The sequence below is a fragment of the Nocardia puris genome (genome assembly GCF_036051655.1).
Lineage (GTDB): Bacteria > Actinomycetota > Actinomycetes > Mycobacteriales > Mycobacteriaceae > Nocardia > Nocardia puris.
Map to the genome: position 1 here is coordinate 5309920 of NZ_CP107943.1, position 26329 is coordinate 5336248.

Below are 26329 nucleotides of genomic sequence, written 5' to 3' on the forward strand. Positions count from 1 at the left end.
GGCGTGTCGGTTAGAGGGAACAACGGAGGACGAGCAGACAGCGGGCGGGGACGGTGAGGACGGCGCCGGCCTCATGGGTGGCCTCGGCCGCGCCGTCGGGCGCCGAACAGTCCAGCGCCACCGTCCACGGACCGCCGTAATCGGTACCGGGCAGCGCGAATTCGAGATCCTGATCGTGGGCGTTGAAACACAGCAGGAACGAGTCGTCGGTGATGCGCTCACCGCGCGGGCCCGGTTCCGGGATGCCGCGCCCGTTCAGGTAGACGGTGAGCGATTTGCCGAAGCCGCTGTCCCAGTCCGCCGCGGTCATCTCCTCGCCGGCCGGGGTGAACCAGGCGATATCGCGGGTGTGGTCCTTGCCGCGGATCGGACGGCCCTCGAAGAACCGGCGCCGCCGGAACACCGGATGCTCGGTGCGCAACGCGATGACGCGCCTGGTGAATTCGAGCAGGTCGGCGTTGGTCTCGGCCAGCGACCAGTCCATCCACGAGAGCGGCGAATCCTGGCAGTACACATTGTTATTGCCGTGCTGGGTGCGGCCCAGCTCGTCGCCGTGGGCGAGCATCGGGGTGCCCTGGCTCAGCACCAGGGTGGCGAGCAGGTTGCGACTCTGCTTGGCGCGCAACGCGAGGATGTCCGGATCGTCGGTGGGTCCCTCCACCCCGCAGTTCCAGGACCGGTTGTGGCTCTCGCCGTCGCGGTTGCCCTCGCCGTTGGCCTCGTTGTGCTTCTCGTTGTAGGACACCAGATCCCGCAGCGTGAACCCGTCGTGCGCGGTGATGAAGTTGATGCTCGCGCTCGGCCTGCGCCCGGTGGCCTCGTACAGATCCGAGGAGCCCGTGAGCCGAGAGGCGAACTCGCCCAGCGTGGCCGGCTCGCCGCGCCAGTAATCGCGCACCGTGTCACGGTATTTGCCGTTCCACTCCGTCCACAGGCCGGGGAAGTTGCCCACCTGGTAGCCGCCCTCGCCGACGTCCCACGGCTCGGCGATGAGCTTCACCTGGCTCACCACCGGGTCCTGCTGCACCAGGTCGAAGAACGTGGAAAGCCGGTCCACATCGTGCAATTCGCGCGCCAGCGTGGCGGCCAGATCGAAGCGGAAGCCGTCGACGTGCATGTCGAGGATCCAGTAGCGCAGCGAATCCATGATCAGCTGCAAGGTGTGCGGATGGCGCACGTTGAGGCTGTTGCCGGTGCCGGTGTAGTCCATGTACCGCGACGGATCGGTGTCGAGCAGGCGGTAGTAGGCGGCGTTGTCGATACCGCGGAAGTTGATCGTCGGGCCCAGGTGGTTGCCCTCGGCGGTGTGGTTGTAGACCACGTCCAGGATCACTTCGATGCCCTCGGCGTGCAGCGCCCGCACCATCGCCTTGAACTCGGTGACGGCGGCCCCGCCGCGCGGGCTGGCCGCGTACTCGTTGTGCGGGGCCAGGTAGCCGACGCTGTTGTAGCCCCAGTAGTTGCGCAGTCCCTGGTCCAGCAGCACCCGGTCGTGCAGGAACTGGTGCACGGGCATGAGCTCGATCGCGGTGACGCCCAAGCTCTTCAGATGCGCGACCACGGCCGGATGCGCGATGCCCGCGTAGGTGCCGCGCAGTTCCTCGGGCACGTCGGGATGGGTCATCGTCATGCCCTTGACGTGCGCCTCGTAGAGCACCGTCTCGTGGTAGGGGCGGTTCGGCGCGCGGTCGGTGCCCCAGTCGAAGAAGGGGTTGATGACCACGCCGGTCATGGTGTGGCCCAGGGAATCCAGGCCGTGCGTGTACAGCGAGGGGTCGTTGTCGAAGTCGCCGTCGAACGCCTTTCCGTACGGGTCCAGCAGCAGCTTGCTCGGATCGCAGCGCAAGCCCTGGTCCGGATCCCACGGGCCGTGCACCCGGAAGCCGTAGCGCTGGCCGGGGCCGATGGTGGGGAGGTAGGCGTGCCAGACGTAGCCGTCGACCTCGTCGAGGCGGACGCGGGTCTCGGTGCCGTCCTTGGCGATCAGGCACAGCTCGACCGCGTCGGCGACCTCGGAGAACACCGAGAAGTTGGTGCCTGCCCCGTCATAGGTCGCGCCCAGGGGGTAGGCCGTTCCCGGCCAGACGCCGAGTGGCGTGACGTCACCGGGCACTGCGTCGGGCTGGGCCATGCCCACGACAGTAGCGTGACGCCCGGTACCGGGCGGTGTGTGGCCGCCGGGCTCACATAGTGGAACGGATGCGTCGTTCGTAACCCACGCGCCGGGCGGTTGCCGCCAGTCCGCCGAAGACTATGCGTTGAACTGCGGCCGGGACGCCCGCGATATAGCCGTCCTGTAGTTCCCACAACAGAGCCAATGCGAGAGGGTTACGCGGCACACGACCACGGGTGGTTCTGCCGTCGACGTCTAGCCGTTGCCATAGGCGGAACATCTCCCAGTGCTGTGCCGGGGGCCGGATCTCGTGGTCCATCACGGTGTCGGGGGACTCGTTCCAGAACTCGTGGACCGCGCGCGGGGGAGCGGTGACCGTGTCGCCGGGGTTGGCGACGGTCTCCTCGCCCTCGATCCGAAAGCGCAACCGGCCCTGCCGAACCGTCCAGCTTTCGGTGATCACCGGGTGCCAGTGTGGGCCGGCCTGTCGTCCGGGCTCGGGCAGCACGTGCGACAACCGTAAGTACGGACCGCGGTCATCGGCGCTCTGGTCGACGAGCGTGACCCGGTGGCCGTTGCGGAAGGTGAGCGCCGAACTGGTCATGGTCAATTTATAAAGGTAACCTTCCTATTGTGTCAACGGCCGAACCCACCCTCCTGAAACTCCTGGTCGAGGCGACCCGCGCCTACGAGTCCGCCCTCAACCGCGACCTGCGCGCCGCCCTCGACCCCGACCTGCGGCCCGCCCACTACGCGGTCTTCCGCCATCTCTCCCCGGAGGGCTCGCGCGTCACCGCGCTCGCCGACGCGGCTGGGATGACGCAGCAGGCGATGGGGGAGCTGATCACCCACCTGGAGCGCCGCGGGTATGTCGAGCGGCGGGTCGACCCGTCCGACAAGCGCGCTCGGCTCGTGATGACGACGGAGTCGGGCCGTGCCGCGGTGGCTTTCGCGGCCGATCGCCTGGCCGAACTCGACGGCAAGCTGTCGGCGGCGCTCGGGGTGGACGCGGTCGCGGGGTTGCGTGCGGCGCTGGGGCGAGTGCCCGACGTGATCGGCGATTGACGGTCCTCGCGCTCCGCCGGCGCGCAGGAGCGATGCTTGCTTCGCCGTGCGTGTCGTTCGCCGTTCGGCGGGAGCGCGCGGCCGGCCGGCGAGTCGGTCGCGTGGTCGTCTCGCGACGAGTTCCCCCCATCCGGCACTGTCGCGGCAAGCCGGCGTGGTGGCCGAGGGGAGGGGGCATCGGTGGCGTGCTCCCCGCCGACCGTGACCGATACCCCGCATCCCCGTCGGGTAACGCCCGGTCCGGTGGTAACTTGAACACCGTTCAAGGCCGACGACCGCGAGGATTCCCGTGCCACTGACCCCCGATGAGATCACCGCCATCGATGCCAAGCACGTCTGGCACCCCTACGGCGGCTTCCCCGCGACGACCGAGCCGCTGGTCGTGGCGTCGGCGTCCGGGGTGCGGCTCACCCTCGCCGACGGACGTGAACTGGTCGACGGTATGAGCTCCTGGTGGGCCGCGATCCACGGCTACCGGCACCCGGTACTCGACGCCGCGTTGCTGGAGCAGTCCCGGCGCATGAGTCACGTGATGTTCGGCGGACTCACCCACGAACCCGCCGCCCGGTTGGCCGAACTCCTCGTCGAGCACACGCCCGCCGGGTTGGACAAGGTGTTCCTCTGTGATTCCGGGTCGGTGTCGGTGGAGGTCGCGGTGAAGATGTGCCTCCAGTACTGGCGCAGTCTCGGCCGCCCCGGCAAGCGCCGCCTGCTCACCTGGCGCGGCGGCTACCACGGCGACACCTTCACCCCGATGAGCGTCTGCGACCCCGACGGCGGCATGCACGCGCTGTGGACCGACATCCTCGCCGACCAGATCTTCGTGCCCACCCCGCCGCGCGACTACTCCGCCGACTACGCCGCCGAGCTGACGCGCGCCATCGGCGAGCACGCGGGCGAACTCGCGGCCGTCATCGTGGAGCCCGTGGTCCAGGGCGCGGGCGGTATGCGCTGGCACGACCCGCGCTACCTCGCCGACCTGCGCCGCGCCTGCGACGCCAACGACGTCCTGCTCGTCTTCGACGAGATCGCCACCGGTTTCGGTCGCACCGGCGCGCTCTTCGCCGCCGGCCACGCGGGCGTCAGCCCCGACGTGATGTGCGTCGGCAAGGCCCTGACCGGCGGCTACCTCACCCTCGCCGCGGCACTGTGCACCTCGCGCATCGCCGAGACGATCAGCGCGGGCCACGGCGGGCTCATGCACGGCCCGACCTTCATGGGCAATCCCCTCGCGTGCGCGCTCGCGGTCGCGTCGATCGAGCTGCTGCTCTCCCGCGACTGGCGCGGCGAGGTCGCCCGCATCGAACGCGACCTCACGCAGGGTCTCGCCCCGGTCCGCGACCTTCCCGGCGTCGCCGACGTCCGCGTCCTCGGCGCGATCGGCGTGGTCGAGCTGGACCAACCCGTCGACATGCGCACGGCCACCGCCGCCGCGGTCGACGCCGGCGTCTGGCTCCGCCCGTTCCGGAACCTCGTCTACACCATGCCGCCGTTCATCAGCACCCCCGACGACATCGCCACGCTCACCGCGGGCATCCGCGCGGCGGTCGCGGCGCAGCGGGGCTGACTCCTGCTCGCGGCGGCTCGGCGGTGCGTCCGAAGACTTCGCTGCGGGCACTCGTACGACCGCCGCGAGTCACGCGTGGGTCCCCGCCCCCGGACCGCCCTGAACACCGTTCAAGTATGCTGCTCAGCTGTGAGCATGGATCCGTTGAGCTGGTTGGACGAACGCGCCGCGCAGCGCGTGGACGCCGGGTTACGGCGCGAGTTACGCCCGCGCGCCGCGCGATCGGCGTCCATCGACCTGGCGTCCAACGACTACCTCGGCCTCACCCGGCACCCCGAGGTGATCGAGGGGGCGGTCGCGTCGGTCCGGCGCTGGGGCGCGGGGTCCACCGGCTCCCGGTTGGTCACCGGCACCACCGCCGAGCACGAACAGCTCGAGGCCGAGCTGGCCGAATTCGTCGGCGCGGAAGCCGGATTGGTGTTCGCCTCCGGCTACGCCGCCAATCTCGGCGCGGTCACCGCGCTGGCGGGGCGGGGCGCGCTGATCGTCTCCGACGCGGGCAGCCACGCCTCCCTGGTGGACGCCTGCCGCCTGTCCCGGGCGCGCGTCGAGATCGCCCCGCACCGCGACGTCGCCGCGGTCGACCGCCTGCTGGCCGCGCGCACCGAGGAGCGGGCGCTCGTGCTCACCGACTCGGTGTTCAGCGCCGACGGCGACCTCGCGCCACTCGCGGATCTGCACCGCGTCACGCGGGCGAACGGCGCCGTGCTGATCGTCGACGAGGCGCACGGTCTCGGTGTGCGCGGCATCGGCGGGCGCGGTCTCGCGCACGAGGCGGGGTTGGCGGGGGAGCCCGACCTGATCATCACCGCGACCCTGTCCAAGGCCTTCGCCGCGCAGGGCGGGGCGGTGCTCGCGAGCGAACGGGTCCGCGCGCACCTGATCGACGCCGCCCGCACGTTCATCTTCGACACCGGCCTGGCGCCCGCGGCCGTCGGCGCCGCCCGCGCCGCGCTGGGCCTGCTGCGCCGCGACCCCGATATGGCCGGTCGCGTGCTGCGCCGCGCCGGCGACATCGCCCGCATCGCGGGCGTGCCGGAACCCGACTCGGCGGTCGTGTCGGTCGTGCTCGGCGAGGCCCAGGTCGCCTACGACGCGGCGCGAGCCTGCCGGGAGCGCGGGCTCGAGGTCGGTTGCTTCCGGCCGCCGTCGGTCCCCGAGGGCACGTCACGGCTGCGCCTCACCGCGCGCGCCGACCTCACCCCGGCCGAACTCGACACCATCGCGACCGTCCTCGGCGAAGTCCTGGCCGCGGCGCGCGGAGCGGACCCGGTGCCCGCATGAGCCTGCTGTTCGTCACCGGAACGTCCACCGAGGTCGGCAAGACGGTCGTCACGGCCGCGCTGGCCGCCTCGGCAATCGCCGCCGGCAAGAGCGTCGCGGTGTGCAAACCCGCGCAGACCGGCATCGCGCCGGGCGAACCGGGCGATCTCGCGGAGGTCGAACGTCTGGCCGGGCCGGTGAAGACGCTCGAGCTGGCCCGCTATCCCGAACCGCTGGCCCCCGACACCGCCGCGCGCCGCTGCGGCCAGCCGCTGCTGACGCTCGCGGAGACCGCGGCCGCCGTCCGCTCCCTGTCGGACGCGGACCTCACCCTGGTGGAAGGCGCCGGGGGACTGCTCGTCCGGCTGGGGGAGTTCACCCTCCCCGATCTGGCGCGCGAACTCGACGCACCCGTCGTGGTCGTGGCCGCCGCCGGGCTCGGCACCCTCAACCACACCGAGCTCACCGTCCACGCCCTCACCGCCGCCGGCGTGCGCTGCGCGGGACTGGTGATCGGCGCCTGGCCCGCCGAGCCCGACCTCGCCTCGGAGTGCAACCGCATCGATCTGCCCCTCGTCACGGGGGAGGACGTCGTGGGTGTCGTGCCCGCGGGCGCCGGCTCCTGGAGCCGGGACAGGTTCGTGGCGGCGGCCCCCGGGTGGTTCACCCCGGGTTGGCTCGCGGGGCGCTAGACGTTCAGGGCCGATTCACCGCCTCTACCTGCGGATTTGACATCGTGCACACGACTACGTAACTTATTCCAGGTCAGAGCGACACGGACACCGACCCGGAGCCGAGACGCTAAGCCGAAAGGCTGGGCGAGGGCGACGGGAAACGAGGTAGGACGAGGAGCGCCTGGCGATCACACTGGTTCGGTTGGTTCCTGGATTTGGTTCTGGGTGTTGGTCGGGCTAAGCTGAGAAAAAGTTGCCTCTCTGAAGTGCCGGGTGATTCTGGTGTGGATGGGTGTGCGTGTGTTCTTTGAGAACTCAATAGTGTGTCGATGAATGTCAGTGCCAAATTTTTTTTGGTTGCCGGCCTGCTTCCACCCCCGTGGGGTGGGTCGGACATTTGAAGTCAGCTATTTTCCGGCTGGCGATTGTTTTGCTAGGTTTTCGGACTCTAGTTTAGATCTGATTGCACCCTTTGGGGTGTGGTTGTGAGTCTTCAACGGAGAGTTTGATCCTGGCTCAGGACGAACGCTGGCGGCGTGCTTAACACATGCAAGTCGAGCGGTAAGGCCCTTCGGGGTACACGAGCGGCGAACGGGTGAGTAACACGTGGGTGATCTGCCCTGCACTCTGGGATAAGCCTGGGAAACTGGGTCTAATACCGGATATGACCTCTGGTTGCATGACCGGGGGTGGAAAGATTTATCGGTGCAGGATGGGCCCGCGGCCTATCAGCTTGTTGGTGGGGTAATGGCCTACCAAGGCGACGACGGGTAGCCGGCCTGAGAGGGCGACCGGCCACACTGGGACTGAGACACGGCCCAGACTCCTACGGGAGGCAGCAGTGGGGAATATTGCACAATGGGCGGAAGCCTGATGCAGCGACGCCGCGTGAGGGATGACGGCCTTCGGGTTGTAAACCTCTTTCGACAGGGACGAAGCGCAAGTGACGGTACCTGTAGAAGAAGCACCGGCCAACTACGTGCCAGCAGCCGCGGTAATACGTAGGGTGCGAGCGTTGTCCGGAATTACTGGGCGTAAAGAGCTTGTAGGCGGCTTGTCGCGTCGATCGTGAAAACTTGGGGCTCAACCCCAAGCTTGCGGTCGATACGGGCAGGCTTGAGTACTGCAGGGGAGACTGGAATTCCTGGTGTAGCGGTGAAATGCGCAGATATCAGGAGGAACACCGGTGGCGAAGGCGGGTCTCTGGGCAGTAACTGACGCTGAGAAGCGAAAGCGTGGGTAGCGAACAGGATTAGATACCCTGGTAGTCCACGCCGTAAACGGTGGGCGCTAGGTGTGGGTTTCCTTCCACGGGATCCGTGCCGTAGCTAACGCATTAAGCGCCCCGCCTGGGGAGTACGGCCGCAAGGCTAAAACTCAAAGGAATTGACGGGGGCCCGCACAAGCGGCGGAGCATGTGGATTAATTCGATGCAACGCGAAGAACCTTACCTGGGTTTGACATACACCGGAAACCTGCAGAGATGTAGGCCCCCTTGTGGTCGGTGTACAGGTGGTGCATGGCTGTCGTCAGCTCGTGTCGTGAGATGTTGGGTTAAGTCCCGCAACGAGCGCAACCCTTGTCCTGTGTTGCCAGCAAGTGATGTTGGGGACTCGCAGGAGACTGCCGGGGTCAACTCGGAGGAAGGTGGGGACGACGTCAAGTCATCATGCCCCTTATGTCCAGGGCTTCACACATGCTACAATGGCCGGTACAGAGGGCTGCGATACCGTGAGGTGGAGCGAATCCCTTAAAGCCGGTCTCAGTTCGGATCGGGGTCTGCAACTCGACCCCGTGAAGTTGGAGTCGCTAGTAATCGCAGATCAGCAACGCTGCGGTGAATACGTTCCCGGGCCTTGTACACACCGCCCGTCACGTCATGAAAGTCGGTAACACCCGAAGCCGGTGGCCCAACCCCTTGTGGGAGGGAGCCGTCGAAGGTGGGATCGGCGATTGGGACGAAGTCGTAACAAGGTAGCCGTACCGGAAGGTGCGGCTGGATCACCTCCTTTCTAAGGAGCACTTCTCCATGGTCTCTTCGAAGAGTCGAAGAGGGTTGTGGCAGAGGCCATTTCGAGAGCGAATGTTTCTCGGTGGTTGCTCATGGGTGGAACGCTGACATGCGCCCCGGTGTGGCCGGCAGCCTGTGTGCTGTGGGTTCGGGGATGTAGTCGACACACTGTTGGGTCCTGAAAGAACAGGCGTTCTTTCCAGGCAAGATAACGACGAGGCTGAATCTTCAGTTCATACCGGCTTCGACTCTTTCGGGGGTTGGGGTGCTGGTGCTGGTCAGGGTTTGGTTTTGTGTGTTGTTTGAGAACTGCACAGTGGACGCGAGCATCTTTGTTTGTAAGTGTTTAAGAGCGTTCGGTGGATGCCTTGGCACCAGGAGCCGATGAAGGACGTAGGAGGCTGCGATAAGCCTCGGGGAGCTGTCAACCGAGCTGAGATCCGAGGATTTCCGAATGGGGAAACCCGGCACGAGTGATGTCGTGTCACCCGCATCTGAATATATAGGGTGTGTGGAGGGAACGTGGGGAAGTGAAACATCTCAGTACCCACAGGAAGAGAAAACAATAGTGATTCCGTGAGTAGTGGCGAGCGAAAGCGGATGAGGCTAAACCATGCGTGTGTGATAGACGGCAGTCGTTGCGCGTGTGGGGTTGTGGGGTTCATCTTCTTCTCACTGCCGTGAGGAGCATGAGTGAGAAACCGTTGTGTTAGCTGAAGTGGTCTGGGACGGCCGACCGTAGACGGTGAGAGTCCGGTAAGCGAAAACTCGACGGCTCATGTGGTGAATACCCGAGTAGCAGCGGGCCCGTGAAATCTGCTGTGAATCTGCCGGGACCACCCGGTAAGCCTGAATACTACCTGGTGACCGATAGCGGACTAGTACCGTGAGGGAAAGGTGAAAAGTACCCCGGGAGGGGAGTGAAATAGTACCTGAAACCGTGCGCTTACAATCCGTCAGAGCCTCTTTGTGGGGTGATGGCGTGCCTTTTGAAGAATGAGCCTGCGAGTCATTGGTGTGTGGCGAGGTTAACCCGTGTGGGGTAGCCGTAGCGAAAGCGAGTCCGAATAGGGCGTTTGAGTCGCATGTCATGGACCCGAAGCGGAGTGATCTACCCATGGCCAGGGTGAAGCGACGGTAAGACGTCGTGGAGGCCCGAACCCACTTAGGTTGAAAACTGAGGGGATGAGCTGTGGGTAGGGGTGAAAGGCCAATCAAACTCCGTGATAGCTGGTTCTCCCCGAAATGCATTTAGGTGCAGCGTCACGTGTTTCACGCCGGAGGTAGAGCTACTGGATGGCCTAGGGGGCCTACAAGCTTACCGAAGTCAGCCAAACTCCGAATGCCGGTGTGTGAGAGCGTGGCAGTGAGACTGCGGGGGATAAGCTTCGTAGTCGAGAGGGAAACAGCCCAGATCGCCGGCTAAGGCCCCTAAGCGTGTACTAAGTGGAAAAGGATGTGGGGTCGCGAAGACAACCAGGAGGTTGGCTTAGAAGCAGCCACCCTTGAAAGAGTGCGTAATAGCTCACTGGTCAAGTGATCCTGCGCCGACAATGTAGCGGGGCTCAAGTACACCGCCGAAGCCGCGGCACTCAGACATGTACATTCCCCTTTTTGGGGCAGTGGTCTGGGTGGGTAGGGGAGCGTCGTGTAGCCAGGGAAGCGACGGGGTGACCTAGTTGTGGAGGCTGCGCGAGTGAGAATGCAGGCATGAGTAGCGAAAGACGAGTGAGAAACTCGTCCGCCGAATGACCAAGGGTTCCTGGGCCAGGTTAATCCGCCCAGGGTGAGTCGGGACCTAAGGCGAGGCCGACAGGCGTAGTCGATGGACAACGGGTTGATATTCCCGTACCCGTGTATCCGCGCCCAATGGTGAATCCATGGTGCTAACCGCCCAAATCCCAATAGACCACCTTCGGGTGGCTGGCGGGGGCTGCGCGGGACCCCTGTGGTAGTAGTCAAGCGATGGGGTGACGCAGGAAGGTAGCTGGGCCCGGTGGTGGATTACCGGGTGTAAGCCTGTAGGGCGTTGTGTAGGCAAATCCGCACAGCATGTGCCTGAGAGGTGATGCGTAGCCGATTGAGGTGAATTCAGTGATCCTATGCTGCCGAGAAAAGCCTCTAGTGAGTTGGTACACGGCCCGTACCCCAAACCGACACAGGTGGTCAGGTAGAGAATACCGAGGCGATCGAGAGAACTGTGGTTAAGGAACTCGGCAAAATGCCCCCGTAACTTCGGGAGAAGGGGGACCACGCCTGGTGATGAGTCTTGCACTCGGAGCTGGGGGTGGTCGCAGAGACCAGAGAGAAGCGACTGTTTACTAAAAACACAGGTCCGTGCGAAGTCGTAAGACGATGTATACGGACTGACGCCTGCCCGGTGCCGGAAGGTTAAGAGGACCGGTTAGCGCCCTTCGGGGTGCGAAGCTGAGAATTTAAGCCCCGGTAAACGGCGGTGGTAACTATAACCATCCTAAGGTAGCGAAATTCCTTGTCGGGTAAGTTCCGACCTGCACGAATGGCGTAACGACTTCTCTGCTGTCTCAACCACAGACTCGGCGAAATTGCATTACGAGTAAAGATGCTCGTTACGCGCGGCAGGACGAAAAGACCCCGGGACCTTCACTATAGCTTGGTATTGGTGTTCGGTACGGTTTGTGTAGGATAGGTGGGAGACTGTGAAGCGGGCACGCCAGTGTTCGTGGAGTCGTCGTTGAAATACCACTCTGGTCGTATTGGACTTCTAACCTCGGGCCATGATCTGGTTCAGGGACAGTGCCTGGTGGGTAGTTTAACTGGGGCGGTTGCCTCCTAAAGTGTAACGGAGGCGCCCAAAGGTTCCCTCAGCCTGGTTGGCAATCAGGTGTTGAGTGTAAGTGCACAAGGGAGCTTGACTGTGAGACTGACGGGTCGAGCAGGGACGAAAGTCGGGACTAGTGATCCGGCACCGGCATGTGGAAGCGGTGTCGCTCAACGGATAAAAGGTACCCCGGGGATAACAGGCTGATCTTCCCCAAGAGTCCATATCGACGGGATGGTTTGGCACCTCGATGTCGGCTCGTCGCATCCTGGGGCTGGAGTAGGTCCCAAGGGTTGGGCTGTTCGCCCATTAAAGCGGCACGCGAGCTGGGTTTAGAACGTCGTGAGACAGTTCGGTCTCTATCCGCCGCGCGCGTCAGAAACTTGTGGAAGGCTGTCCCTAGTACGAGAGGACCGGGACGGACGAACCTCTGGTGTGCCAGTTGTCCTGCCAAGGGCACTGCTGGTTGGCTACGTTCGGAAGGGATAACCGCTGAAAGCATCTAAGCGGGAAGCCTGTTCCAAGATGAGGTTTCTCACCCACTCGATGGGTTAAGGCCCCCTACAGACCATGGGGTTGATAGGCCAGAACTGGAAGCGCAGTAATGTGTGTAGGTGACTGGTACTAATAGGCCGAGGGCTTACTGACGAAGGTGTTACGCGTCCACTGTGCGGTATCTGAAACAACACACAACCCCCGTTCTCGACCCGTGAGGGTTCGAGTGGTGGGTGTGGATAGTTTCATAGTGTTACGGCGGTTATAGCGGTGGGGAAACGCCCGGACCCATTCCGAACCCGGAAGCTAAGGCCACCAGCGCCGATGGTACTGCACTCGACAGGGTGTGGGAGAGTAGGACACCGCCGGACAAATCTTGTGAAAGGCCCCCAACCTGATGGTTGGGGGCCTTTCCGCATTTCCGGGCCCTTCCCCTACGCGGTTCCCCGGCACACGTATTCGGCGGCGCGGGCTTGCCATGCTGCGGTCGGCTGTCGACGAATCCGCAAGCGGTGGAGTGCGATCGACACCGACGATCCCGCCAGCCGCGGCGAGATGACGGTCGTCTACCTTCTCGCCGCCGCCGACGGTGGCACCGACCTGCACGCGACGCACTACAACGTTCCGCCTTCGGTTCGCCCGGAGGACAACGAACTCGGCTGGTCCTCTCCCTCGCGAAACTCACCGATCTCGCCGAACGCGCGGCATGGTGAGCCGCGGAGGGGTCTATGAGTGTCGCCCCCGGAAAGAGCGTGCCGGGCAGGTCAATCCGGCGTGGAAGCGGGCGACCATGGCAAACGGCCGGGCTCGGTTCCGGAGGCGCAGCGGCTGGGCCATCCCGGCGCGCGACGCCGGCACATCGGCGATGCTGTGAGCATGGAGTACGTGTCCAGAGTGCCGCGACCTCCGCTGGACGGACTGATCGACGACCTCTACTACCTGGAGGGTGCGCCGCCGTACGACCGGCTGACGCTGCCGCCGTCGCCTTCGGCGTTGCTCATCGTCAATCTCGGGGCGCCGTTCCGCATCCGCGGCGGCACCGATCGCGAGACGTCCGAGTACGTCGACGGCTGCGTGGTCACCATGCCCAGTCGTGCGGTGGAGTTCGGCTACCCGCCGTGGACTCGGTCCGTCGGCGTGCACTTCAAGCCGTGGGGGCCGGCGCCGTTCCTGGCGATGCCCGCGACCGAACTGCGTGATCGGCCGGTGACGATCGAGCAGGTGTGGGGCCGGGCCGCCGTCGCTGAACTGCGAGACCGGCTCGCCACCACGGACTCACCGCACTCGATGCTGACGCTGCTCGAGGAGGAGCTGATGCGGCGGCTGCGCGAGACCCCGGGCATGGGGCTGGTCCAGTACACGAGCAACGTCATCGTCGCGACCAATGGGGCGGTGGCGATCGGCGACCTGAGCGAGGCGGCCGGAGTCAGCAGCACCCATCTGGCCCAGCGGTTCAAGGAACTCGTCGGCGTCACGCCGAAGCGACTGGCCCGCGCGCAGCGCTTCACCACCACCGTGCTCGCGATCGATTTCGCCGGACCGATCGACTGGGGCGAGATCGCCGTCGGCGCGGGCTACTTCGACCAAGCTCACTTCGGCCACGAGTTCCGGGCGTTCACCGGTCTCACGCCGACCCGGTACGCCGAGGTCCGGCGGCGGTTCCTGCGCGAACACCCCGGCCACGTCCTCGACAGCTGGCCGCTGCCCGCCGATTGATTTCTTACAAGAGCGACGGATCACGACACGCTAATTTGAGGGCACCCCGAAGCAGAGGAGAGCCCCGTGGGCAAGGTGGTCATGTACAGCTCGGTGTCGGTGGACGGCTTCATCGCCGACGAGAACGACCAGCCCGGACCGCTGTTCGACTGGCTGGCCAGCGGTGACGTGCCGTTGGACGAGAGCGGCACGGTGAAAGTCTCGCAGACGTCCTACGACTACACCCGGCAGTACTGGGACCGGATCGGAGCGACCATCGCAGGCCGCCACGTCTTCGACATGACGGACGGCTGGGACGGGAAGCCCCCGGGCGGGATCGACCACGTGGTCGTCGTGACGCATCGGCCGCCGCCCGAGGGCTGGGACCCCGAGGCGCCGTTTCACTTCGTCGAGGGCATCGAGGCGGCCGTGGCCACAGCGCAGGAACTGGCGGGCGAGCGCCTGGTTGAGGTCGCGGCCGGTGACGTCGGGGGCCAGGCGCTCGCCGCGGGTCTGGTCGACGAAGTGCGAATGGACGTCGTTCCCGTCGTGTTCGGGTCCGGCAAGCGCTACTTCGGGTCGGTCGACGCGCAGCACTTGCTGGAGGATCCCGACGTGGTGATTCAGGGCAACCGGGTGCTTCACCTGCGCTATCGGGTGCGCCGTTGATCGACCTCGACGCCGACCACTCTCAGCGGAGCGCGTCGTCGAAACGGGGCGTGATGTCGGACGGCGGCACCAGGTTCCACGCTTCGAGCTGTTTGCGGATCTGCTCGGCGGCGTCGATGTTCAACGGGCCGCTGGTCCACAGCGCGTAGGGCAGGTTGAGGAAGCGGCCCTCGACCACGGCGGGGAGCTGGTTGATGCCGGGCTTGGCGCGCAGCAGGTTCACCTTCTCCTCGAAGGTCTGCGGCGGGTAGTCCACGAACATGATGGCGTCCGGGTTCGAGGCGGCCAGGCGCTCCCAGGACACGCGGGTCCAGGTGTCCTCGACGTCGCCGAGCACGTTGCGCGCACCGGCCGCCTCCAGGATCGCCTGCGGCGCACCGAATTTACCGCTCGAATACACGGTGTCGCTGGCGCTGTCGAACAGGAAGACCTCCGGGGCGCGTTCGGGGCGCGGGGCCGCGGTGAGGGCGGCGAGGCGGGCGTCGAGGTCGGTGGTGAGTTCGGTCGCGCGGTCCTCGCGGCCCGTGATGGCGCCGAGGTTGGTGAGGTCGGTACGCAGCGCCGTCCACGGTTCCACGATGCCGCGCGCGTGCTCGCCCGACCGGCAGCTCTCGGTGAGGACGTACGCGGCGACGCCGTCCTTGCGCAGGGAATCCGGGGTGAGGTTCTTGGCCTCGTCGTAGCCGTAGCTCCAGCCCGCGACCATCACGTCGGGGCGCTGCGCCAGCACGGTCTCCCGCGAGGGATATTCGGGCGCAACGGAATTCAGGCCGTCCACCACGTCGCCGTAGTGCCTGCGCAACGTATCCGCGTCGCGCTGGATGCTGGACACCGCCGTCACCTGGTCCTGCGCCCCGAGCGCGAGCACCATCGAGATCAGGTTGCCGTCGTTGACGAACATCCGCTGCGCGGGCGCGGGGAACGACACCTCCGCATCGCAGTTGCGCACGGTGAGGTCGCCGGCCGCGGGCGGCTGGGAGGTGCCGCACCCGGCGAGGGTGACGGCCAGCGCGGTCGCGGCCAGCGCTCGATTGCGGATCTTCATGAGGTCGCCTCTCGTGGGGTGATCAACAGATGGTCTTCGCCGGTGTCGGGATGGCGCACGCGGGTCGCGCGCACTCCGAACACCTCGCCGACGATCTCGGGCCGCAACGCGACCTCCGGTGGTGTGAGCGGGAGTGCGGAGCCGTTGTGCAGCACCAGGATTCGATCGCAGTACCGGTCGGCGAGCGCGAGTTCGTGCAGCGCCGTCACCACGGTGCGGTTCAGGGTGCGGGCCAGCGACAGCAGTTCCAGGCGGTGCGTGATGTCGAGGTGGTTGGTGGGTTCGTCCAGCATCAGCACCGGCGTGTCCTGGATGAGCGCCCGCGCCAGCAGCACGCGCTGACGCTCGCCGCCGGAGAGTTTGTGCACCGGCCTGCCCGCGAATCCCGCCAGGTCGACCGCCGCCAGCGCCGCGTCGATGACGTGCTGTTCGCGCGGCCCGCCGACACCCCACGGCGGCAGGTAGGGTGTGCGCCCGAGTGCGACCACCTCACCGGCGAGCAGATCGGCGGGCGGCCGCTCGCCCTGCGCCACCAACGCCACGGTCCTGGCCCGCGCCCGAGCCGAAACATCGTGCACGGCAACACCATCCACGGTCACACGCCCGGCCTTCGGTCTGCGCACTCCGGCCAGGACGTGCACCAACGTGGTCTTCCCGCTGCCGTTCGGCCCGACGATCCCCACGACCTCTCCGGGGCCGATCTGGAACTCCGCGCCCCGCACCACTTCTCGGCGCCCCACCGCACACGTCAAACCCTCGGCCACGATCGCGGCCCCACCCTGCTCCCGCCGCCCGAACCCGGACGTGTCGCCGTGCGCCCGCGTTACCCCGGCGCCCAGGACTTCGACCGGTTCGTGGCGCTGAACCTCACTCATCGCCGGCCGCCCGTGGTCCGCTCGGCATCTCGTGCCGGATTCGAGATGGCGCCCCGGTTGCCGCCGCGCGGGTATGCCCATCGCCCGACCGATTGGTACGTCGGGCACGGGTCGGACCTACCGCACCCGCCTGATGCTCGGCGGAGCGGCATTCAGGACCCGTTGCCTCGGTGGCGATTTCGCCGAATCCCGGAGTCTGATGGCTGGCGTGAGGACCCTCGGGCCGACGGCGCGAACCCGGGCTGTGCCCGGTGCCGTTGCCGGAGATCGGAGCCAGACCCGAAGTACCGCTGAGCCATACAACGGAACGATGGCCGCGAGCGAAGTCGGGCCATGGTGGGCTGAGCCTGCCGCCGACACCCCGGCACGCATGGTTCAGCCGAGGTCGCTGGGCTACACGCTGATCGACGGGTAGTGCAACGCCGAATCCCGGAGCTCGGTGAACGCCCCTCATGCGTCACCGAACCGGTAGCGGCGGCGGCCGAGGAGGAGCAGGAATGTCGGGGCGCCGATGAGGCCGGTGAGGACGCCGACGGGGATCTCGGTGGGCGGGACCAGGACTCGGGTGGCGACGTCGGCGACGACCAGGAACAGGGCGCCGCACAGGGCGCAGACGGGCAGGAGCGTGCGGTGGCGCGGGCCGACGAGCAGGCGGGCGGCGTGCGGGACGACCAGGCCGACGAACCCGATCCCGCCCGACACCGCGACCAGCACCCCCACCAGCACCGCAAGCAGTACGAACAACGCGATCCGCAACTGTTTCACCGGCACGCCCACGGAGGTGGCCGTGTCCGCTCCCAACGTGAGTGCGTCCAGCCAGCCCGCCGCCGCGACCAGCGCAGCCCCGCACAGCAGTACCACCGTCAACGGCAGGCCGAGGGTCGCCCAGTCCGCACCGGCGAGACTGCCGAGCAACCAGAACAGCACCGACTGCGCGGCGGCGGGATCGGCGCTGCGGAACACGAGGTAGCTGCTCAGCGCCGCGAACGCCGAGCCGAGCACGGTCCCGGTGAGCACCAGCCGCAGCGGCGTGAGACCGCCCTGCGCGATCGCGATGAAGAACACGAGCCCGGCCGCCATCGACGCACCCGCCAGCGCGCCGCCGGTGAGCGCCCACACACCCGCGCCGGCGAACAGCCCGGAGGTGATGACGGCCGCCGCGCCGACCCCGGCCCCGGACGACACGCCGAGCAGGAACGGATCGGCGAGCGGATTGCGCACCAGCGTCTGCATGGCGGCCCCGGCCAGCGCGAGTCCGGCGCCCACGATCGCGGCCAGCAACGTTCTGGGCACCCGCAGCTGCCACACGATGGTGTCCAGGCTCAGATCCACCGGCGCCACGCCCGTGAGCCGGTGGCGCAGGACCTCCACCACCGACGACACCGGCAGTGTCTCCGCGCCGAAACCGGTGGCCGCCACCATCGCCACGACCAGCAGTGTCCCGAGCACGGGGACGGCGATCGAGGTCCGCACGCGGATCATCGGCGGTGCTCCACAGGCAAGTCGCGGCCCTTCCAGAGAAGTCCGGCGGGGGAGGTCTGACTTTCGCCGCGAGGCGATCACAGTGGCGCGACCGTTCCGGATTCTCACCGGATTCCCGCACCCGCCGGGGATTGATCAGCAAACTCTACCGTTCGGCCCGCGCCGCCCCGACGGCCGGTCGGCGACGTGGCGAGGGTGCGCGTCCGTCGTTACCGTGAAGAGATGTCGCCGAGGGACGAACGGCATCCGTCCACCGTCAGCGACTGGGATGACGAGCGGCGCAAGGCCCGGCTCCGCGAGACCCGGTTCGGGTTCCGGTGGGAGGGGTGGCGTCGCACCCGGCTGACGCTGTCGCGGGTCGCCGCGCTGCTGATCCTGGCCCTCACGGTCGCCGCCCAGTACTGGGTGTACGACGTGATGCCCGAACGGGCGCGGCTCGCGCTGACCGAGCCGGCGCTGCTGCCCGTCGCGCCGCCCGCCGAGGATTCGGGCTGGGACACCGCGGTGGTCGACATGGTGGGCCTGGGCAACTTGAACGCCGCCGACACCGCCGCCGCGCTGCCCTCGCTCAACCGGATCGGCGTGGTGTGGGCGATCCGCTACGACAACGAAGGCATCGACAGCCGCGTGATCGCGGACCTCATCGTGCGCGCCGCCCAGATGTCGGGGGTGCGCAATATCGTGCTGGCCGGGCACAGCATGGGCGGGGTGATCGCGCTCGAGGTCGCCGAGCACATCCACCGCGGCAGCGACCGGCGGCTGGTGGCGGTGCTGCTCGACTGCACGCCCATGGATCTGAACGCGGTGCGCCCGGAGAGCCGCGGCCGGGGCGAGGACATGCTGCGCTGGATGGGCTGGCTGCCGGGCGCGCGGGAGAGCCGCACGATGCGCTTCGCCGTCGAAACCTACGCTCGCCGTGATCGTTTCATCGACCGGACCGGTCCGGTGCCCGGGATCGCGGCCGGTGAGCTGGGCGAGGTGTTCGACGAGGTGCTGACGGAGAAGATCCTCTCGCACAACGCCGCGAGCAACGGGCTGATCCATTCGCAGTTCCTGGCCATCGTCGGCGGCGGCGCGGTGGACAATCTGCGCGCCCTGTCCGAGCCTGTCGACGGAAAGCCGCGCCCCGCAATCGTTTTCCTGCGGCCGCGGGTCGGCTCGCACGACGGCGTGGTCGACGTGGACTACTCGCACCGGGTGTTGCTCGAACAGGTCGGCGGGCCCGACGGCAGTCTGCTGGTGGCCTATCCGCGCGGCACGGGCCACGCGAATCCGCGCCAGGCTCCGCAGGGCTACAACGAGGTGATCGAGGCGCAGGTGCTGCCGTTCGTGCAGCGCTATCTGGACCGGGCCCGCGACGTCCACTACACCGCGTCACCTCGGTGAGTGTCTTTCGAATCACGCTAACGCTAACGGTTTCAGCGGCTCCCGGGCCCTGCTTCAATTCGCGTCATGTTTCGACCGAGTACGTTCCTTCCCGGCCTCCGTGGCCGCACCACCGCCGCTCTGCTCGCCGTGGCGACGGCCGCGACCCTCGGACTGACCGGCTGCGCGAAGGACGACGCTCCGGTCGCCGCCTCCGACGCCCCGCTCACCTCCACCGTGCCCGCGGGCACCAAACTCGTGATCGCCGACCAGTCCGAGCGGTTGCAGCAGGCGCTGCGCGCCTCCGGTGAACTGGACAAGCTGCCGTTCGAGGTGGAATTCGCCAACTTCGTCGGCGGCCCCGCGATTCTCGAGGCGTTCCGCGCCGGCGCGGCGGATGTGGCGCCCGTCGGTGATGTGCCGCCGATCCACGCGCTGGCCGCGGGCCAGGACGTGCCGATCATCGCCGCCTATCGCACCGCCACCAACGCGCTGAAACTCGCGGTGGCGCCGGGACAGTCGATCACGACGCTGGCGGAGCTGAAGGGCAAGAAGATCGCCTACGCCGAGGGCACCGCCCAGCAGGCGGCGGTGCTGCGGGCGCTGGACAAGGCGGGCCTGGAAACCGGTGACGTGGAACTGGTCCGGTTGCAGCTGGCCGAGTTCCCCGACGCGATCCGCACCGCCCAGGTGGACGTGGCCCCGCTGATCGAGCCGAACGTCACCCGGTTCCTGCGCACCCCGGGCGCCTCGCTCATCCCCGATTCCGAGACCGAGGGCATCTACCCGGGCCTGGCCTATCTCTACGCGCGCCGCGAGGCGACCAACGATCCCGCCAAGTCGGCGGCGCTGGCCGTGCTGGTCGGCGCGTATGTGCGGGCCTACCAGTGGGTCAACACCCACCCGCAGGAGTGGGCGCAGCAGTACTACGTGGACAACCAGAAGGTCGGCCCCGAGGACGCGACCCGCATCATCGAGTCCCTGGGCGCCTACACCTTTCCGAACTTGAACGAGGATCTGATCGCCCAGCAGCAGTCCACCATCGACGCGATCGACGCCGCGGGCGAACTGCCCAGGAAGGTCAGCGCTTCCGACGGTTTCGACCTGCGCTTCGCCCCGTTCATCGAGCAAGCGGTCGCCGAATCCGGCGCCGCCACCGACCCCAAGGAATAGCGATGGCGACCATCGAGGCCGGGGTGCTCGGCCGCCGCGTCGGCGGCGCGGCGAGCAGCAACCCCGCGGAATTGCAGGCGCGGGGCAAGGTTTCGCGCCGCAGGCTCGGTCCGGGCAAGGCGATCCCGTTCGGATTCGCGCTCGGCCCGGCGCTGCTGATCCTGGCGTGGGTGCTCGGTTCGGCGACCGGGTCGCTGGATCCGGAGACGTTGCCCGCGCCGTGGACGGTGGCGCAGACGGCCGGCGATCTCATCGCCGACGGCCGGTTGCAGTCCAACCTGCTCACCTCGGTGCAGCGCGCCGGGATCGGCCTGGTGCTGGGCGTCGGCATCGGTGTGGTGCTCGCGCTGCTGGCGGGGCTGAGCCGGTGGGGCGAGGCGCTGCTGGACGGGCCGGTGCAGATCAAGCGCGCGGTGCCGACGCTGGCGCTGATCCCGCTGTTCATCGTGTGGTTCGGCATCGGCGAGGAGATGAAGCTCGTCGTCATCACCACCAGTGTGCTGGTGCCCGTCTACATCAACACCCACGCCTATCTGCGCAGCGTGGACGCCCGGTACGTGGAACTGGCCGAGACCGTGAAGCTTTCGCGGTGGCAGTTCATCCGGCGCATCGCGCTGCCGGGTTCGCTGCCCGGGTTCTTCATCGGATTGCGCCTGGCCGTGACGATTTCGTGGCTGGCCCTGGTGGTGGTGGAGCAGGTGAACGCCACCAGCGGCATCGGGTACCTGATGACGCAGGCGCGCACCTACGGCCAGATCGACGTGATCGTCGTCGGTTTGGTGATCTACGGATTGCTCGGCCTGTTCGGCGATGTCGCGGTGCGGGCGTTGGAGAGGAAGGCGCTGTCGTGGCGGCAGACACTGGCGGACTGAATGTGGTCCGTACCCGCGCGCTGAGACGCGGGTTCGGCGACCGCGTGGTGTTGCGCGGCATCGATCTGGACATCGCGCGCGGCGAATTCGTCGCGCTGCTGGGCCGCAGCGGCTCGGGCAAGAGCACACTGCTGCGCGCGCTGGCCGAATTGGACGACGACGTCCCGGGTTCCGGTGAACTCACCGTGCCCGAGGAGCGCGCCGTAGTGTTCCAGGATTCGCGGCTGCTGCCCTGGGTGCGCGTGCTCGACAACGTGACGCTGGGCCTCACCGGCTCCGGCGCGGCCGAGCGCGGCCGGGCGGCGCTGGCCGAGGTCGGGCTCGAGGGCCGGGAAAAAGCTTGGCCGCGTGAGCTTTCCGGTGGTGAGCAGCAGCGTGTGGCGCTGGCGCGCTCGCTGGTGCGCGAACCCGAATTGCTGCTGGCCGACGAGCCGTTCGGCGCGTTGGACGCGCTGACCAGGATCCGCATGCACGTGCTGTTGCAGGACCTGTGCGCCAAGCACAAGCCCGCCGTGCTGCTGGTGACCCACGATGTGGACGAGGCGGTGCTGCTCGCCGACCGCGTGCTGGTGCTCGACGAGGGGCGCATCGCGCTGGACCGCCGCATCGAGCTGGATCGTCCACGCCGCCACAGTGATCCGGGGTTCACCGCCTACCGCGAAGAGCTGCTGGCGGGGCTGGGCGTGGAGACTTACGAGGAAGAGAAGAAGGCGTCATGACCGAGCCGCGTCAGCTGAGCCTGAATGCGTTCATCTACCCGTCGGGCCATCACGAGGCGGCCTGGCGGCACCCGGACAGCAGGCCCGACCGCATCTACGACGTCTCCTACTACCAGGAGATCGGCCGCACCGCCGAGGCCGCCACGCTCGACGCGGTGTTCTTCGCCGACGGTCCCGCGCTGCGCACCAACGTGCGGCACAACGCCGCGCCCGGACTGGAGCCGATCACGCTGCTCACCGCGATCGCCTCGGCCACCACGCATCTCGGGCTGATCGCGACCGCGTCCACCACCTACTACGAGCCCTACAACCTGGCGCGGCTGTTCTCCTCGCTGGATCACATCTCCGGCGGGCGGGCCGGTTGGAACATCGTCACCACCGCGACGGAGGTGGCGGCGGCCAACTTCGGGCTCGAGCACCACCCCGACCACGTCGAAAGGTACGCGCGGGCACGCGAATTCGTCGATGCCGTGATCGCGCTGTGGGACAGCTGGGAGGACGACGCGATCCTGCTGGATCGCGAGGCGGGCGTGTACGCCGATCCGGACAAGATTCACCGCATCGACTTCGAGGGCGAATATCTCAAGGTGCGTGGGCCGTTCAGCGCCGCGCGCACCCCGCAGGGGCACCCGGTGCTCGTGCAGGCCGGCGCGTCGAACGAGGGACGCGCCTTCGCGGGCCGGTACGCGGAGGCGATCTTCACCGCGCACCAGCGGCTCGAGGACGCGCAGCGCTTCTACGCCGACATCAAGGAGCAGGCGCGCGGATTCGGGCGTAACCCCGAGCATGTGAAGATCCTGCCGGGCATCTCGCCGTTCATCGGCGACACCGAGGCGGCGGCGAAGAAGCTGGAGCGGGAGTTCAACGAGCTCACCGTGCCGGAATACGGTCTGGCGCAACTGGAGAGCATCGTCGGCAAGAGCTTGCGGCACCTGCCGCTGGACGAGACGGTGCCCGCCGACGTGTTCGCCGACGCGGGCGACGTCACCGACAACAACCGCAGCCGGTTGCAGGTCGTCGCGGGCATCGTGGAGCGCGAGCGGCCGACGGTGCGCGGGTTGCTGCACCGGCTGGCGGGCGCGCGCGGGCATCGGGTGTTCGCGGGCACGCCCGAGCAAGTGGCCGATACGATCGAGGGGTGGTTCCGCCACGGCGCCGCAGACGGTTTCAACGTGATGCCGCCCTACTACCCGGGCGGGCTGGAGGTGTTCGCGGAGACGGTGGTGCCGATCCTGCGCGAGCGCGGGCTGTTCCGCACCGAGTACACCGGCACCACCCTTCGCGATCACTTCGGGTTGCCGCGTCCGGAGAGTCAGTTCGCCCGCCGTCCCGTGCTCGCGGGATGAGGGTGGGGCGTTGTCCCGAGATCAGTTCGCAGGACCGCGGCTCTCGTAGTGAATCACACGGTGGCCGAACGTCATTGACGGTGTGCGGTCGACCGGCTCCGGTCGGCGGGGCCCCTCGCGCGGAGACCGCGCGGTGAGCCTCACCGGCGAATCCGACCTACGCGGCGCGACACCGGAACCCGGGAAACCGCCGCCGCGCACCAAGTTGCGGTCCATGGCGCTGGCGGTGTTCGTGCCGTCGGCGGTGTTCGGAATCGGTTCCGGCGCTTCGGCTCCCATGTTGCCGCTGCGGGCGCTGGAACTCGGCGCATCGGTCGGTATGGCGGGTGTGGTCGTCGCGATGATGGGTTTCGGCCTCATCCTCGGCGACCTGCCCGCCGGGCGGTTGGTGGCGCGCACGGGGGAGCGCAAGGCCATCGCGCTCGGCTCGCTGGTGTGCGCCGTGGGGATGCTCATCGCCATCCTCGCGCCGAATATCGCGGTGTTCGCCGTGGGGCTGTTGATCAACGGCGCCGCAGGTGCGGTGTGGGGCCTGGCGCGGCAGACGTATGTGGTGTCGGTGGTGCCGAGCGCCGATCGCGGGCGGGCGTTCTCGGCGCTGGCGGGGTGGATGCGGTTCGGGTTCTTCAGCGGACCGTTCCTCGGCGCGGGCGTGGTGCACTGGCTCGGGCCCGTCGGTGGACTGTGGATGCACTTCGCCGCCGTGGTCGTGGGTGGTCTGCTGGTGTTGGCCATGCCCGAACCCGAGAGTGCGCCGATGACCGCGAGCCACCACACGATTCGTTCGGTCGTGGTCGAAAACCGCAGGCTGCTGGGCACTCTCGGACTGGGGGCGCTGCTCATGGGGGCGGCGCGCGCGTCCCGGCAGTCGCTGCTGCCGCTGTGGGCCGTGCACGTGGGCGCCGACGCCGCCACCACCAGCCTGCTGTTCGGCGTGGCGGGGGCGGTGGACGTGCTCATGTCGTATCCGTCCGGGATCTGGCTGGACCGCTTCGGGCGCCGCGCGATCGGCGTGCCGTCCATGGTCCTGTTCGGGATCGGTTACGCCGCACTGCCGTTCGCCGGCTCCGTCGCCGGGCTGGCGGGCGTGGCGGTGCTGCTCGGCTTCGCCAACGGCCTCAGCAACGGCGTCATCATGACCGTCGGCGCCGATATCGCCCCACCCGGCCGCCGCGCCGAATTCCTCGGGGCCTGGCGCCTCACCCACGACATCGGCATGTTCGCCGGCCCCATCGCGGTGGGCGTGATCAGCGGTGTCACCGTCCTCGGGGCGGCCGCCGCGGCCCTCGCGGTGGCGGGTGCGGCGGGCGCGGGCGCGATGTATCGCTGGTTCCCGGATCACCCACGGGCCGAGACGGTTTCGGCGGACGGCTCGGCGAAGCCCGCGTGAATCGGCCGCCGGTGCCGGATGGGTTCGTGAGCGCGTCGGGCTCGACGCGATGGTTTCCGCCTTCTCGACCCCTCGCTGTGTCGGGACAGCTTCGCCGCGAGAGGCCGGCTCGCGGCCTTCGAATCGAGTCTGATCGGCGATGCCGAGAGTGCGGAGAGCGGCCGCTGGGATGCGGTGGATTTCGTCGTGTACGACGCGTTCACGGCCGCCCGTCTGCCCGGCTATCCGAGGCCGGGCGACGACCGGTGGTCGCCGCCCCGTCCAGCGGGGAATCCGTGGATCAGTCGGGCCGCGTCCAGTGCGGGTCGCGGCCGCTGAGGCCGAGGAGGCGGTCGAGCAGGGGAGCGGTGGGGGATACGGGGACTTCCGGGCCGAAGGCGCCCATGTCGCGGCCCATCGGGGCGGTGGCCTCGAGGTGGTCGTGCGCGAAGCGGAGCAGGTCGTCGTCCCAGATCGGTGTGAGGTTCAGGGCGCGGCTCAGATCCCAGCTGTGGACGGTCAGTTCGGTGACGACCATGCCGCCGATGAGCGGGGCGGGCAGCTCCGTGGGGCCGGCCACGTGGGTCGTGCCCTGCCAGGCGGACGGGTCGCGCCACGCGGCGGCGAGGTCGTCGAGGTAGGTGTCGAGGGCGGCGGACCAGTCGCCCGCGACGAGATCGACCTCGGATTCGGTCGGGGCGGGTGGGGCGACGGTCTGCTTGCGGGCCGCCCCCGCCAGGGACGGACCCCAGAACAGCAGGTGGTTGAGCAGGGCGCGCACGTCGAATTCGGCGCACGGTGTCGGCGCGGTGAGCTGCTGCGGCGACACCGATCGAATCAGTTTCGACATCGGGGCCGCGGCCCGCTCCACGAGTTCGGTTTCGGACATACATCGAGGTAACCACCCTGATCGGGCGCTGTCTTGAACAAACGCGACATACACTCGCCGCGTGCGGCGCGACGTGCGGGAACTCGGCGGTGCGTGGCGCGAATTCCAGCGCCACACGGTCACCGCGCCATCGGAGGCGCTGGCGCGCCACGTCGAGCGGTACTGGGCCGTCACCTGGGAGTACGAGCGCCCCTACCGGCAGCTGGTGGTGCCGCTGCCGAACGTCCACCTGTCCTTCCGCGACGGACGCGCCGAACTGCACGGCCCCTCGTCCTCTCACGCCTTCCGCGAGCTGGCGGGCGCGGGCTCGGTGTTCGGCGTCGCGTTCCGCCCCGGCATGTTCCGCCCGTTCCTCGGCGCTCCGGTCTCGGGCCTGCGCGACCGGGTGGTCGACGCCGCGACGGTGTTCGGCCCCGATCTGCCGGAGCCCGAGGTCGACGCGGTCGAGCGGTTCCTCCTGGAACACCTGAAGGGGATGCGACCCGACACGCGCGCGGAGACATCAGTACCCGACACCGATCCACAAGCCGACCTGGCCTACCGCGTGGTCACCGCCATCGCCGACGACACCGGCGTGACGAGAATCGACGAGATCGCCCGCCGCTTCGGCCTGAGCGTGCGCGGAGTGCAGCGGCTGTTCGCGGACTACGTCGGCATCGGCCCGAAGTGGGTGGTGCGCCGCTATCGCTTGCACGAGATCACCGAACGCCTGGCCGAGGACGCCGACCTCGACTGGGCCGCACTGGCCGCCGCGCTCGGGTACGCCGACCAGGCCCATCTCAGCCGCGACTTCCGCAAGATCTTCGGCGAACCGCCGACCCACTACGCGCAGCGGTACTGAG

19 protein-coding genes, 3 rRNA genes and 1 riboswitch are annotated in these 26329 nt (G+C 67.8%); of the genes, 16 read left to right on the plus strand and 6 right to left on the minus strand.

Features of this window, described 5'->3' with window-relative positions; genetic code table 11:
- Window positions 1-10: 10 nt before the first annotated feature.
- Together glgX and OHB21_RS24385 are read right to left on the minus strand one after the other, a co-directional pair.
- Window positions 11-2131, minus strand: coding sequence for a glycogen debranching protein GlgX (gene glgX / locus OHB21_RS24380; RefSeq protein WP_067514077.1), 2121 nt, complete (start codon window positions 2129-2131; stop codon window positions 11-13).
- Window positions 2132-2183: 52 nt separating this feature from the next.
- Window positions 2184-2717 carry a cupin domain-containing protein gene (locus tag OHB21_RS24385; RefSeq protein WP_067514086.1) on the minus strand — a complete coding sequence of 178 codons (534 nt, stop codon included), beginning with the start codon at window positions 2715-2717 and terminating at the stop codon, window positions 2184-2186.
- A 29-nt stretch (window positions 2718-2746) separates the two neighbouring features.
- On the opposite strand from OHB21_RS24385, the gene OHB21_RS24390 reads away from it, so the two are divergent.
- From OHB21_RS24390 to OHB21_RS24430, 9 genes are all read left to right on the plus strand, one after another.
- Complete coding sequence (locus tag OHB21_RS24390) at window positions 2747-3178, plus strand: MarR family winged helix-turn-helix transcriptional regulator (protein ID WP_067514078.1); 432 nt, start codon at window positions 2747-2749, stop codon at window positions 3176-3178.
- Window positions 3179-3467: 289 nt separating this feature from the next.
- The gene (locus OHB21_RS24395) at window positions 3468-4745 is read left to right on the plus strand and encodes an adenosylmethionine--8-amino-7-oxononanoate transaminase (protein ID WP_067514079.1); all 1278 of its coding nucleotides are present in this window, start codon (window positions 3468-3470) and stop codon (window positions 4743-4745) included.
- 135 nt (window positions 4746-4880) lie between these two features.
- The gene (locus OHB21_RS24400; protein WP_195126365.1) at window positions 4881-6029 is read left to right on the plus strand and encodes an 8-amino-7-oxononanoate synthase; all 1149 of its coding nucleotides are present in this window, start codon (window positions 4881-4883) and stop codon (window positions 6027-6029) included.
- Window positions 6026-6700, plus strand: a complete 675-nt coding sequence (bioD, locus tag OHB21_RS24405; RefSeq protein WP_195126364.1) for a dethiobiotin synthase — start codon at window positions 6026-6028, stop codon at window positions 6698-6700. The genes OHB21_RS24400 and bioD overlap by 4 nt, the downstream gene beginning before the upstream one ends.
- A gap of 475 nt (window positions 6701-7175) precedes the next feature.
- Window positions 7176-8694 (plus strand): 16S ribosomal RNA (locus OHB21_RS24410).
- A gap of 335 nt (window positions 8695-9029) precedes the next feature.
- A 23S ribosomal RNA gene (locus tag OHB21_RS24415) occupies window positions 9030-12141 on the plus strand.
- A gap of 101 nt (window positions 12142-12242) precedes the next feature.
- Window positions 12243-12359: ribosomal RNA gene (gene rrf / locus OHB21_RS24420) — 5S ribosomal RNA — on the plus strand.
- The 16S, 23S and 5S rRNA genes sit together here, the layout of an rRNA operon.
- Window positions 12360-12873: 514 nt before the next feature.
- Window positions 12874-13704, plus strand: coding sequence for a helix-turn-helix domain-containing protein (locus tag OHB21_RS24425; RefSeq protein ID WP_324192128.1), 831 nt, complete (start codon window positions 12874-12876; stop codon window positions 13702-13704).
- A gap of 66 nt (window positions 13705-13770) precedes the next feature.
- On the plus strand, window positions 13771-14352 hold the full coding sequence (locus OHB21_RS24430) for a dihydrofolate reductase family protein (RefSeq protein WP_067513969.1): 582 nt from the start codon (window positions 13771-13773) through the stop codon (window positions 14350-14352).
- Between the two features lie 22 nt (window positions 14353-14374).
- On the opposite strand, the gene OHB21_RS24435 is transcribed toward OHB21_RS24430, so the two are convergent.
- The 3 genes from OHB21_RS24435 to OHB21_RS24445 all read right to left on the minus strand — a co-directional run bounded on the left by OHB21_RS24435 (window position 14375) and on the right by OHB21_RS24445 (window position 17754).
- On the minus strand, window positions 14375-15397 hold the full coding sequence (locus OHB21_RS24435) for an ABC transporter substrate-binding protein (protein ID WP_195126786.1): 1023 nt from the start codon (window positions 15395-15397) through the stop codon (window positions 14375-14377).
- The gene (locus tag OHB21_RS24440) at window positions 15394-16272 is read right to left on the minus strand and encodes an ABC transporter ATP-binding protein (protein WP_195126787.1); all 879 of its coding nucleotides are present in this window, start codon (window positions 16270-16272) and stop codon (window positions 15394-15396) included. The genes OHB21_RS24435 and OHB21_RS24440 overlap by 4 nt, the downstream gene beginning before the upstream one ends.
- Before the next feature lie 450 nt (window positions 16273-16722).
- Window positions 16723-17754: a FecCD family ABC transporter permease gene (locus tag OHB21_RS24445; protein ID WP_195126788.1), complete on the minus strand. Its 1032-nt coding sequence runs from the start codon at window positions 17752-17754 to the stop codon at window positions 16723-16725.
- A 42-nt stretch (window positions 17755-17796) separates the two neighbouring features.
- Window positions 17797-17882: riboswitch (adenosylcobalamin (AdoCbl) riboswitch) on the minus strand.
- A 94-nt stretch (window positions 17883-17976) separates the two neighbouring features.
- Here OHB21_RS24445 and OHB21_RS24450 point away from each other — a divergent pair.
- The 6 genes from OHB21_RS24450 to OHB21_RS24475 all read left to right on the plus strand — a co-directional run bounded on the left by OHB21_RS24450 (window position 17977) and on the right by OHB21_RS24475 (window position 24619).
- Complete coding sequence (locus OHB21_RS24450; protein WP_067513972.1) at window positions 17977-19140, plus strand: alpha/beta fold hydrolase; 1164 nt, start codon at window positions 17977-17979, stop codon at window positions 19138-19140.
- 66 nt (window positions 19141-19206) lie between these two features.
- Window positions 19207-20292: an ABC transporter substrate-binding protein gene (locus OHB21_RS24455; protein WP_195126789.1), complete on the plus strand. Its 1086-nt coding sequence runs from the start codon at window positions 19207-19209 to the stop codon at window positions 20290-20292.
- 2 nt (window positions 20293-20294) lie between these two features.
- Window positions 20295-21164 carry an ABC transporter permease gene (locus tag OHB21_RS24460; protein ID WP_195126790.1) on the plus strand — a complete coding sequence of 290 codons (870 nt, stop codon included), beginning with the start codon at window positions 20295-20297 and terminating at the stop codon, window positions 21162-21164.
- A complete protein-coding gene (locus OHB21_RS24465; protein WP_195126791.1) occupies window positions 21140-21883 on the plus strand; it encodes an ABC transporter ATP-binding protein in 744 nt (247 codons plus the stop codon). The genes OHB21_RS24460 and OHB21_RS24465 overlap by 25 nt, the downstream gene beginning before the upstream one ends.
- Complete coding sequence (locus OHB21_RS24470; protein ID WP_195126792.1) at window positions 21880-23229, plus strand: LLM class flavin-dependent oxidoreductase; 1350 nt, start codon at window positions 21880-21882, stop codon at window positions 23227-23229. Before OHB21_RS24465 ends, OHB21_RS24470 begins: the two co-directional genes overlap by 4 nt.
- 133 nt (window positions 23230-23362) lie before the next feature.
- Window positions 23363-24619, plus strand: a complete 1257-nt coding sequence (locus OHB21_RS24475; protein WP_232331916.1) for an MFS transporter — start codon at window positions 23363-23365, stop codon at window positions 24617-24619.
- A gap of 280 nt (window positions 24620-24899) precedes the next feature.
- On the opposite strand, the gene OHB21_RS24480 is transcribed toward OHB21_RS24475, so the two are convergent.
- The gene (locus OHB21_RS24480; RefSeq protein ID WP_084538171.1) at window positions 24900-25487 is read right to left on the minus strand and encodes a TIGR03086 family metal-binding protein; all 588 of its coding nucleotides are present in this window, start codon (window positions 25485-25487) and stop codon (window positions 24900-24902) included.
- 61 nt (window positions 25488-25548) lie between these two features.
- Here OHB21_RS24480 and OHB21_RS24485 point away from each other — a divergent pair, with 61 nt between their 5' ends.
- Window positions 25549-26328 carry an AraC family transcriptional regulator gene (locus OHB21_RS24485; RefSeq protein ID WP_195126793.1) on the plus strand — a complete coding sequence of 260 codons (780 nt, stop codon included), beginning with the start codon at window positions 25549-25551 and terminating at the stop codon, window positions 26326-26328.
- Window position 26329: the final 1 nt, after the last annotated feature.

Excerpts from the sequence above, each read along its gene's own strand:
- OHB21_RS24480 (WP_084538171.1), bottom strand. The coding sequence starts at position 25,487 with ATGTCCGAAACCGAACTCGTGGAGCGGGCCGCGGCCCCGATGTCGAAA.
- OHB21_RS24450 (WP_067513972.1), top strand. The coding sequence starts at position 17,977 with ATGTCGCCGAGGGACGAACGGCATCCGTCCACCGTCAGCGACTGGGAT.
- glgX (WP_067514077.1), bottom strand. The coding sequence starts at position 2,131 with ATGGCCCAGCCCGACGCAGTGCCCGGTGACGTCACGCCACTCGGCGTC.
- OHB21_RS24435 (WP_195126786.1), bottom strand. The coding sequence starts at position 15,397 with ATGAAGATCCGCAATCGAGCGCTGGCCGCGACCGCGCTGGCCGTCACC.
- OHB21_RS24440 (WP_195126787.1), bottom strand. The coding sequence starts at position 16,272 with ATGAGTGAGGTTCAGCGCCACGAACCGGTCGAAGTCCTGGGCGCCGGG.
- OHB21_RS24455 (WP_195126789.1), top strand. The coding sequence starts at position 19,207 with ATGTTTCGACCGAGTACGTTCCTTCCCGGCCTCCGTGGCCGCACCACC.
- OHB21_RS24385 (WP_067514086.1), bottom strand. The coding sequence starts at position 2,717 with ATGACCAGTTCGGCGCTCACCTTCCGCAACGGCCACCGGGTCACGCTC.
- OHB21_RS24400 (WP_195126365.1), top strand. The coding sequence starts at position 4,881 with ATGGATCCGTTGAGCTGGTTGGACGAACGCGCCGCGCAGCGCGTGGAC.
- bioD (WP_195126364.1), top strand. The coding sequence starts at position 6,026 with ATGAGCCTGCTGTTCGTCACCGGAACGTCCACCGAGGTCGGCAAGACG.
- OHB21_RS24445 (WP_195126788.1), bottom strand. The coding sequence starts at position 17,754 with ATGATCCGCGTGCGGACCTCGATCGCCGTCCCCGTGCTCGGGACACTG.
- OHB21_RS24470 (WP_195126792.1), top strand. The coding sequence starts at position 21,880 with ATGACCGAGCCGCGTCAGCTGAGCCTGAATGCGTTCATCTACCCGTCG.
- OHB21_RS24460 (WP_195126790.1), top strand. The coding sequence starts at position 20,295 with ATGGCGACCATCGAGGCCGGGGTGCTCGGCCGCCGCGTCGGCGGCGCG.